Annotated in this window: 5 protein-coding genes; all 5 read left to right on the forward strand. The window is 44.8% G+C overall.

Going from position 1 to position 11,584, the window contains the following annotated elements; all coding sequences use genetic code 11:
• Positions 1-54 precede the first annotated feature (54 nt).
• Positions 55-1,824, forward strand: a complete 1,770-nt coding sequence (locus HFD99_RS22840; RefSeq protein WP_045245284.1) for an ABC transporter ATP-binding protein — start codon at positions 55-57, stop codon at positions 1,822-1,824.
• Complete coding sequence (locus tag HFD99_RS22845; protein ID WP_123797205.1) at positions 1,811-3,661, forward strand: ABC transporter ATP-binding protein; 1,851 nt, start codon at positions 1,811-1,813, stop codon at positions 3,659-3,661. The genes HFD99_RS22840 and HFD99_RS22845 overlap by 14 nt, the downstream gene beginning before the upstream one ends.
• A 207-nt stretch (positions 3,662-3,868) precedes the next feature.
• Positions 3,869-4,636, forward strand: coding sequence for an IclR family transcriptional regulator (locus HFD99_RS22850; RefSeq protein ID WP_045245285.1), 768 nt, complete (start codon positions 3,869-3,871; stop codon positions 4,634-4,636).
• A 186-nt stretch (positions 4,637-4,822) separates the two neighbouring features.
• Positions 4,823-5,512, forward strand: a complete 690-nt coding sequence (locus HFD99_RS22855) for a type 1 glutamine amidotransferase (RefSeq protein ID WP_045245286.1) — start codon at positions 4,823-4,825, stop codon at positions 5,510-5,512.
• 2,046 nt (positions 5,513-7,558) lie between these two features.
• On the forward strand, positions 7,559-11,584 hold a 4,026-nt coding region (locus HFD99_RS22860), incomplete at its 3' end, for a non-ribosomal peptide synthetase (protein WP_167441016.1).

Genomic DNA, 11,584 nt, shown 5'->3' on the forward strand with positions numbered 1-11,584 from the left:
GATACGTTAATTGCACCAAACACCTAAGATTTTCAGATAAAGGAGAACAACAGAATGCTGAAGATATTCAAATATCTCAAGAAAAATGAATGGATGTTCGTGCTTTGCAGCTTGGCCTTCATCGTTGTGCAGGTGTGGCTGGATTTGAAGTTGCCTGATTATATGGCCGAAATTACAACCAAGCTGCAAACTGCAGGAACGCCGATGTCGGAACTGCTGATTCCTGGTATTTATATGCTGTTATGTGCTGTCGGCAGTATGATTGCATCTATTATTGTCGGCTATTTTGCGGCAAAGGTCGCGGCAGGGCTGGCCATGCGCCTGCGTGCGATGGTCTTTGACAAGGCCTTATCTTTTTCGATGGAAGAGATGAACAGCTTTTCAACAGCCAGCCTTATCACCCGTTCCACGAACGATGTTACCCAAATTCAAACGGTGGTTGCGCTGGGGTTGCAGGTGATCATCAAGGCGCCGATTCTGGCCGTGTGGGCCATTGCAAAGATCGCAGATAAAAACTGGCAGTGGACCGCCTCTACAGGAGTGGCTGTGGCTGTCCTGATCCTGATGCTGAGTGTCATTGTTATTTTTGCTCTCCCCAGTTTCCAAAAAATCCAACGTCTCACTGATAATCTGAACAGGGTAACACGTGAGCATCTGACGGGGCTTCGCGTAGTGCGTGCTTATAATGCAGATCAGTATCAGGAGGAGAAGTTTGGGCAGGCCAATACCGAATTAATGAATACAAACCTGTTTGCGAACCGGTTAATGACAATGGTTGGTCCGGGCATGACCTTTATTATGTCGGGTCTGAGTGTCTCGATCTATTGGATTGGCGCTTACCTGATTAACGGAGCGGCCGTGCCGGACCGCATTACGCTATTCTCTAATATGGTCGTATTCTCATCTTATGCGGTGCAGGTGGTCATGGCCTTTATGATGGTAAGTATGATATTCTTCCTGATGCCTCGAGCTTCGATTTCTGCCAAACGGATTATGGAGGTATTGAATACCGAATCCCGCATCATTGACGGGCATGAGACAGCTGGAGAAGAGGGCGTTATGGGTCAGGTGGAATTCCGTAATGTCAGCTTTAAATATCCGGATGCGGAGGAGCCTGTGCTTCGCAACATTAGCTTTACGGCAAAACAAGGCGAGACGGTTGCCTTTATTGGCGCAACTGGCAGCGGTAAATCCAGCGTAATCAATCTGATTTCTCGTTTCTACGATGTGACTGAGGGAGAGGTACTCGTGGATGGTGTGAATGTCAGAAACTATAAGCAGCAGACACTCCATAACAAAATCGGGTATGTCCCACAGAGAGCCGTACTTTTCAGCGGTACAGTGGCATCCAATGTTTCGTATGGCGATAACGGAAGAGCAGAAGCTTCGGAGAAACTCGTCAAAACAGCCGTGGAGATTGCCCAAGGCACGGAGTTTGTCGAAAAAATGGACGGTCAGTATCAAGGACGGATTTCACAAGGTGGAGCGAACGTGTCCGGTGGTCAAAAGCAGCGTCTGTCCATTGCGCGTGCCATCTACCGTCAGCCGGAGATTTATGTCTTCGATGATTCCTTCTCGGCATTGGACTACAGAACGGACCGGATTCTGCGCTCGGCGCTTAAACAAGAAACCGGCCATGCTACGACACTCATTGTTGCTCAGCGCATAGGCACCATTAAGGACGCTGACCGGATTATCGTTCTGGACCACGGCCAGATTGTAGGGAACGGCACACACGAAGAGCTGATGGCGAATTGCAGCACCTATCAGGAGATCGCTTATTCGCAGCTTTCGAAGGAGGAACTCGTACATGGACAAGAATGAACACACCGTCGGCAGTAAGCACATCGAAATGAAACAGCGAGGTCCCATAGGTAGAGGTCCTACGGAAGGGATGGGAACTGGTAAAAAAGCGAATGATTTTAAAAAGAACATTCGCCAGCTCTTATCCTACATCAAGGCCTATATGCCTATGATCATACTCTCAATGGTGCTGGCGCTGGCCGGTTCCGTCTTCAACGTGATTGGTCCAGATAAGCTCAGCGATATTGCCAACCTGATCCAGGAAGGAATCGTAACAGGGATTGATGTGAATGCTGTTCAGAAGATTGTTCTTGTATTGGTAGTTTTGTATGGTCTCGGCCTTATCTTTAATTATTTCCAAGGATTCATTACGGTAACCGTGTCACAGCGTCTTACAAAGAAGATGCGGACAGAGCTGTCCCGAAAAATCAATCATATGCCTTTGAAGTATTTTGATGCTACGAGCTATGGTAATGTGCTTAGCCGTGTGACCAATGATGTCGATACGATTGGACAAACGTTAAACAACAGTCTCGGCACGCTTGTCAGCGCACTGGCAACCTTTGTGGGTGCATTGATTATGATGCTATATACGAACTGGATCATGACCATTACTGGGATTGTAGCTACGCTGATCGGTTTTTCACTGATGACCGTAATTATGAAGCATTCACAGAAATATTTTGTAGCACAGCAAGCAGAGCTTGGCCAGATCAACGGTCATATCGAAGAAACCTATGCTGGGCATAACGTAGTCAAGGTATATAACGGAGAAAAAGCAGCCAAAGAAGTGTTTCATGGCATTAATGGCCGCTTGTATACAAATGCATGGAAATCCCAGTTCATGTCTGGCCTGATGATGCCGGTTATGATGTTCATCGGGAATTTCGGTTATGTTGCGGTCTGTATCGTGGGCGCTTTGCTGGTGAACCAACATGTTATAACGATCGGAACTATCGTGGCCTTTATGGTGTATATTCGTCTGTTTACACAGCCTTTGTCACAGTTGGCGCAGGCTGCAACCAATTTGCAATCGGCGGCAGCTGCTAGTGAACGTGTATTCGAATTTCTGAGTGAAGAAGAATTGGTGGATGAGAGCGACAAGACCATGAAGCTGGATAACGCCAAAGGGGATGTCGAATTTAAGCATGTCCGTTTCGGTTATAATGAAGACCATATGATTATCAAAGATTTCTCTATGAAAGCTGAAGCTGGTCAGAAAATTGCCATTGTTGGCCCTACAGGTGCCGGTAAGACGACGCTCGTGAATTTGCTCATGCGGTTCTATGAGCTGAACGGAGGGGAAATTTATATTGATGGAACTCCGATCAGCCAATTAACACGTGAGAATGTTCATAAATTATTCTGCATGGTACTGCAGGATACATGGCTGTTTGAAGGAACGATTCGTGAGAATATCGTCTTTTCCAAAGAGCATGTTACCGATGAACAGGTAGAAGCCGCATGTAGAGCAGTGGGTCTGCATAGCTTCCTTAAAACTTTACCGCAGGGTTATGATACAGTGCTAGACGACAAAGCTAATCTCTCTGCCGGTCAAAAGCAATTGATTACCATTGCAAGAGCCATGATTGAAGATGCGCCCATGCTCATTCTGGACGAGGCCACAAGTTCGGTCGATACGCGTACGGAGTTACTGATTCAACAAGCGATGGACCGACTTACTGTTGGGAAAACCTCCTTTGTGATTGCCCACCGTCTCTCAACGATTAAGAACGCCGATCTGATTCTGGTTATGAAGGACGGTAACATTATTGAAACGGGTAATCATGAGGAATTGCTAGGTAAAAACGGATTCTATGCCGATTTATACAACAGCCAGTTTGAACATGTATCCTGAAAAGTACAATTTTAGGGAAACACGATAGGAATCATCAATATCATATCAGGGTAAAAATGAAACGTGTTTGGATGACCCCTTCAAAGGGCGACCCAGACACGTTTTTTTTATAAACTACTCAGTTGTAAGATATCGCAATTGTAATGTTATCCTCTCTAACCTTTTTGGTATAATGAGTCCAAATTGGAGTTGAGGAGTGAAAACAGATTGTCTGGTGTAATTTCTAAGGCTGTTCAAATTTTGGATTTGCTGCTTCCGCAAGGCACTGAGAAAGATATGAGTGTGACGGAAATAAGCAAAGCGTTAAATATGCCGGTGCAGAGCGTGCATCGCTTGCTTACCTCATTAGCGGAACATGGCTTTGTGGCCCAAAATACAAAGACGAAACGTTACAAGCTTGGTCTGTCCATTATGAAGTACGGTTTTTTAATGTGGGACAGTTTAATGTTGCGTACCATCGCAAGACCTTTTATGGAGGAGATATCGAAACAAACAAAGGAGACTGTATATTTATCGGTTCGAGAAAATGCAGAAGGAATTTACATTGATTCTGTCGACTCACCACAAGTCTTGAAAATATCAGAACCCATCGGGCTGCGTTTGCCATTGTTTATAGGAGCCTCTAATCGAGTTATTCTGGCTTTCCTGAACCCGATGCTGCAAAAAACAATCATGGATTCCTTCGAATGGAGTGAGACTACTTCTTTAAAAGCATTTTTACGAAAAGATGTCGAACAAGAACTTTTGACGATTAAACAGAATGGATATGCTATCTCAATAAGCGAGGCAACGGAGGGAACCACAGGAATCGGCGCTCCTATCTTCTCATACGAGAACACCGTAATCGGTTCCTTGAATGTTGCTGGACCTTCGATAAGATTTGGGGAAGTTAACATCGAAAAGTATTCAAACATGGTGAAAAAGTATGCTAACCTCATATCCAACGAGCTTGGCTATCGAGGACGTGTTAGGTAGTTTGGCTTGCTTAGAAACACCTATTCATTGCACATCATCTGCCTTATCAATTCCTGTTTCGTTATTCAGGGAAGTGATGGGGAATAGTTATATTTTTTGTTATCATCCCATTATTCGGGATAATCATATTGTTAATACTGAAAAGTGAGATAATATATGATTATTCAACAAGAGGGGTGAGTGTATATGAAGATTGTTGTATTTCGTCACTTTTCATTTGACGATCCATCCGTAATCGCTTCGTGGTCCAAACATGCAGGTCACGAACTAATCGTGCAGGATCCTGCCCAAGGTATTGATAAGAAGTGGCTTAAAACATTAGATCTCCTTGTGATTTTGGGCGGACCCATGAGTGTTTACCAAGAAAAAGAACATCCATGGCTTATTGAGGAGAAGGCGTTTGTAAAAATTGCAATTGAAATGAAGAAAAAAGTACTAGGAATTTGTTTAGGGGCTCAGATGATATCGGAGGTTTTAGGAGGATCCGTATTTCCAAACCGCGAAAAGGAAATTGGCTGGCATGGCTTCCACAGGACGCAAGAATACCATGCATGGTTAGCTAAAATTCCCAAAAAATTCACTTCATTCGCTTGGCATGGAGATACGTTCACGTTGCCTGATGGGGCCCAGCATCTCATTTACTCCGAAGCTTGTGAGAATCAAGCCTTTGCGTATGGAGAACATGTTCTAGGTTTGCAGTTTCATTTGGAATCTACCACTGATTGTATCCAGCAAATGCTTGCAAATTGGCCGCATGAGCTTCGGGATGCACCGTTTATTCAAACCACTTCCTTGATCAGGGAAGGGATAGATCATTGTGAGCAATCAAAAATGTTATTGTGGGGAATTCTGGACCAAATTGCGTTAACCGCTTAGGAAGCGATAAATCAACATGGGAATGGGATCGGGAGCTGCACGAATACAAATTGGCTTGGGGGTAGTTTCATTACAAGCTTGGCACAAAAACGATTCGATTTGCACAAAGTATCCATCACACGACAAATATGTTCGGTACTTCCACTGTGTCAATATTCACTCCATTATTTAAGGTCAAGTCGCCAAAACTTAAAAAAATAGCAAGTCTTCCTGCCACATGGAGACTTGCTATTTTGTGTTTTCGGGTCAATACATTTTACAAAAGTAATGGTCCAAAAGTTATAAATTCTCTAAAAATCTAAACTTTTAATGAAAAATCAAAACGTTTCTATTAATAAAAAAATAAAATTTATAGCTGAAATGAGAGAATATTTAACCTAAATCGAAATTTCAAGAGAAAATTTAAAGAAAATTCCGCTTGGAAAATAGTTCAAAAGAGCTAAAAAAATCACTATCTATTTAAAAAGTGAAGAGTTATTAATTTTGAATTAATTCAGCTTGAGTAAATAAATACCATGATTTAGGTAGTTAAAGATAATCGCTGAAAAAGTTGAAATTTGTCGGATGGTGTCGGGAACGGTTTGTTACATTTGTGTTAATGATATGTAATGTAAAATTTGTTTTGGTGCAAGGGGTTTGGAGTTTCATGCAAGCATACATCATTTTTATTTTATCGGTTATAAAATCAAAAATTTTGTTCTAAATCACATTAACTTGTCATGCTTAGTATTCAATTTAATAAAAAAGTGCAATTCTTGCATTTAAAGATATAAATATAATAGAATAATATGGGGTGTTTATTAATTTTATGAAATCTATCAATTTGGAACTTATGTCCCATGTTAATCGGTTTTAAAGTTTGTATATTTAAAATAGCTAGAAAGTATTGGGAGTAAAGAAGATATATAAGGATTTATTGCTATATTATGGACAGAAAGAGGGTGTTAGAAATTTTTATGGCGACTCGGTCGTGTCTTGGCTTTTGAAAATCGTGATCCAATCTGACTGAGAAGACCCAGTTATTTTGTTTCACCGGACATGAGAGCATTGCCTAAAATGGCTTCATAAGTACATAAGCTGTTTTCTTTTGTAGACACTGTAGGGAGCACTGACTGTATCCAAAAATCATGGCAGTTGTATAAACAAGACTGCAAGATTATCTGTCCATAGCATCATTCCGGTAAATCTGTCCCATATCTTCCGTATTCCAAAGACAAATCCTATTTATTCAGATTAACCTTTCACCGAAGAGCTTCATTTGATGCAGAAAACACCTGAAGAAGTACTGTAAAATGCACGGTTAGTTCAAATGATTAAGCCCGTTTGTGCACAGATTTTGAGGAGTGCGAAACGTTTCCTAGCAGCGTGGAAACTTCGCTAGCTCTTTCGATGACCGTCGCTTTTTTATCCATGTACAAAATCAGGAAGTCATAAGCGCAATCGTGAGTTTTAGCCCCCTTCAACCTAGAATTACGCTCCTAACCACGGTGCAGTAGCTCATGCGTCTCATAGCATCAATACCCTCAAGCCAAGATTCAGACAGCACACATCACGACACACTACGTTGTTAACATTGCGATAACCGTTCTACAACCCGCCACCAAGATGCACTCACAGCATAATTCAAAAATGTCCCCATTCCATGCACATATTCATACATCTAGAGTCAGAGTTTTTTCACCATGTCTGCCCAACTAAAAAAGCTTGCACTGCGAAAGTGTGAGCGAAGAAAAGAAGATGTACTTGTTTTGATCAAAACCAGCTTCTCGAAGCTCCGGGGGCTGAAGGGTACCAGCTTCCTGATAGGAGAAGGAGAAACGGTAACGATTGTCGTCGCGTGCCGTGGCGGCAAAAGCATAATTATCAAACTGCTACAACAAATATGCGCACTCAGATCTTAATGGTATATCAGGAGTGGGCGCTTTTTACTGACTTCTATTGGCAATTTAATACCGGAGAAAAGGCTCGCATGACCGTTCCTTGCCAAGGGAGGTCATTTAAGCAGAGTTACTTTTACCCATATCTATTTTGCGAGGAGAGATACGTATGACTCAGCACAATGTTCAATTGTTTACATTAAGCCAGCCACAGCAACGTATTTGGTACACGGAGCTTGTGTATCCCAATCGCAACACATCTACGATTATTACCACTGTTAAAATCAAGGGAACGGTTCGCATAGATGCATTGCAGGAGGCAATGAACCTGGTGGTTGCACAAAACGATTCTTTTCGTATCAAAATCACGGTTCGGGACGGCATTCCCTATCAATATGTTGAGCCGTTTGCTGCTCAAAGCATAGAAACCCTTCAGGTTACTCCAGAGGAAGCTGAGCTATGGGTGAGTCATCATAATGCCCAGCCGTTCCCCTTACTGGATTCGCAGTTGTATCGATTTGTTATTTTGCAGCTGGGGGCAGAAGACACCTGGTTTAGTTTCAAGATGCATCATATTATTTCTGACGGCGTTACCATGGAGCAGGCCATTAATGAAATTACGGGGAATTATATGAGTATTGTACATGGTACAGGTTCAGATACGCCGGTCCCAGCGAACTCATATCTCGATTTTATTCAGACGGAGCAAAGCTATGAGCAATCAGAACGCTACCAAAAGGACAAGGTGTACTGGACGGAGAAATTTGCCGACTTGCCGGAGGTTACAGGTTTAAAGTCTTACAATCCGCTCACGATAAGCACGGCTGCACGCCGAGAGGTTTATACACTGGAGCACGAATTATATCGTGGTGTCACGGCTTTTTGCGAGGCGCATAACATCAGTATTTTTACATTTTTCCTGGCCGCATTGTATATTTTTTTACATAAAACGACAGGTGAACAAGATTTAACCGTTGGTACATTGTATGCAAACCGCACGTTAAAGAAGGAAAAAAATACAATGGGCATGTTCGTCAGCACTGTGGCTACACGTCTGCAAGTTGAGCCGGAATCCGAGTTGCTCACTTTTCTACACGGTGTTGGCAAGGAGCAGGCGTCCATTTTGCGGCATCAGCGTTATCCGTATAACAAAATTATGCAGGATTTGCGTGAACAGCAAAGCGGCACGGATATTGGCCGCTTGTTTGGCGTTACCATTCAGTACCGTACGCTGAGCTTCTCTCGTTTTGATGAAGCCATTCAGCAGGTACATACTGATTTCTGCGGAGATACGGTGAGCGACTTCGATATTGCCATGATAGACATGCTGGATGACGATAAACTTGTATTGCAACTGGATTATCGGACCGAGCTGTTCAGCGAGCAGGAGATCGCCCGAATTATTCGCCAATTCGTGAGTGTGGTAGAGCATATGGTGAAAGGGCCACAGAAGCGGATTCAGGAGTTGTCACTGATGAGTGACGAAGAGCGGACTCAAATTATGGATGTATTTAATGCGACAGCTGTCCCCTTTCCACACGATGCGGGTATTCATGAGCTATTCGAGGAACAGGCAGAACGTTCGCCGGATCAGACAGCGGTTGTGTTTGGAAATCAGAGTCTAACTTATCGGGAACTGAATGAACGATCGAATTCATTGGCACGAATCCTTCAAGTACAGGGAGTAGGACCTGACAAGCTGGTTGGCCTGATGGTCCAACGCTCAGTGGAAATGATTGTAGGTCTGCTGGCCGTTCTAAAAGCAGGCGGAGCTTATGTGCCGATTGATCCCGAATTTCCGTCATCTCGTATTGAATACATGTTGGAAGACAGCAAAGCGGCAGTGCTTCTGACCAGTCGTGATCTGGCAGAAGAGCACCCTTGCCATGCCAATGCTATATTTCTTGAGGATGCAGCATTGTATCAGGGAGAAAGCAGCAACCTGCAGACGATTGCTCGCCCAGAGCATTTGGCCTACGTCATCTATACCTCTGGATCAACCGGAAATCCAAAAGGAGTTATGCTCCAGCATCGCTCGGTACTCAACTTTATTACCGGGATGCGTGAAATCATTGACTTTGAAGCTGGCAAAACCATTTTGTCACTGACAACCATTTCATTCGATATTTTCGTTTTGGAAACCATCTTGCCGCTGCTGACTGGAATGACGGTTGTGCTTGGCGACCACCAGCATCAAGTGGACCCTCAGGCACTGGGTGAGTTGATTACCCATCATCATATTGAGATGTTGCAAATGACACCATCCCGGCTGCAGATGCTGCTGGATCATGAAGCAGGTTCCCACGCGCTACAGGGTGTGAAGGAAATCATGGTGGGAGGTGAAGCCCTTCCTTCCAAGCTTTTGGGAGCGCTGCAAGTAATAAATGGTCTCCGTATTTATAACATGTACGGACCTACAGAAACGACAGTTTGGTCGACTGTACAGGAACTAACTCATGCTCAAGAAATTAATATAGGACGTCCCATCGCGAACACCCAAATATATATCCTAAATACGAGCGGGGAATTGCAGCCAGTCGGTATACCGGGAGAATTATGTATAGCAGGGGAAGGGTTGGCCCGTGGGTATTGGAATCGCGAAGATCTGACGGCCGAAAAATTTGTGGAAAATCCGTTTGCTGGAGGCAAAGCGGGCTATGAACGGATGTATCGTACAGGTGATTTGGCCAGATGGACACTGGACGGCAATATTGAATATTTGGGACGAATGGATCACCAGGTTAAAATCCGGGGCTACCGGATCGAACTGGGCGAGATCGAATCACAGCTTTTGCAGGTGGAGTCGGTACGAGAAGCGACCGTCGTGGCCCGTACGGACGAAACAACGGGCCAAAAACAAATGGTAGCGTACTATGTGGCCAATCAAGCCATGGAAGCTAGTGAACTGAGAAGTGAGCTGGGACGAGAGCTACCAAGCTATATGGTGCCGTCGTATTTCATTCAGTTAGAGCAGATGCCGCTGACACCGAACGGTAAGATCGACCGCAAGTCCCTACCAGCACCGGAAGGCAGCCAGCAAAGCGGAGCGGATTATGAAGCGCCGCATACCGCGCCAGAACGGGCACTCGTCGCAATCTGGCAGTCCATCTTGGGCGTGCCAACCGTCGGTATTTTGGACAATTTCTTTGACCTGGGCGGCGATTCGATCAAGGCGATTCAAATCGTATCCCGTGCGTTCCAGGCAGGCTACAAGCTGGATATGAAGGATCTGCTTCGGTGTCCAACCATCGCAGCATTGGCACCACTTATGACAAGTCGTATGGCAGATCAGGGAGAAGTGAGCGGGGAAACGACATTACTTCCGATCCATCATTGGTTCTTTGAACAGAAGCAAGTAGACGCGCATCACTTTAATCAGGCGTTTATGCTGCACCGGGAGCAGGGTTTTGACGAAGCTGCTTTGCATCAGGCGCTAATTCAGTTGACGGAGCACCACGATGCACTACGGATGGTGTTCAGGAAGACCGAGCAAGGCTATCAAGCGTGGAACCACGGAATACAGGAAGGCGAGCTGTATCATCTGGACGTGCTGGACTTTATGGCTCTGACAGATGAAGCCATGTTGAGCACGACGATTGAGGCGAAAGTAACTGAAATCCAAAGTAGCATGAACCTGTCCGAAGGACCGCTGGTAAAGCTGGGTCTGTTCCGTTGCATCGATGGAGACCATTTGTTGGTAGCGATCCACCATTTGGTGGTCGACGGCGTGTCTTGGCGTATTTTGCTGGAGGATCTGGCATCCGGCTATGAACAGGCTTTACGGGGCGAGTCTGTCCGTTTACCGAATAAGACGGATTCCTTCCGTCTGTGGGCGGATCAGCTGTCAACCTATGCGACTAGCGCAGCATTAGAGAAGGAGCGTGCGTATTGGGAGCAGGTGGAGCGAGCTGGTGCTGTTCAACAGGCATTGCCTAAGGATTACACTCGAAAATCTCAGGCCAAGCCACAGCGTCGCGATGATCGGACACTGACCGTAGCGTGGACGGTCGAAGAAACGGAACAATTTTTGAAACAAGCCCATCGAGCCTACAATACAGAAGCAAACGACCTGCTGCTGACAGCTTTGGGTACAGCCGTTCAGGAGTGGGCAGGCCTCCGTCAGGTGCTTGTGAATCTGGAGGGGCATGGACGGGAAGCCATTTTGCCGGATATGGATATTACGCGCACCGTCGGT

This window comes from Paenibacillus sp. EKM301P (assembly GCF_011800295.1).
GTDB classification, from domain to species: Bacteria; Bacillota; Bacilli; order Paenibacillales; family Paenibacillaceae; genus Paenibacillus; species Paenibacillus polymyxa.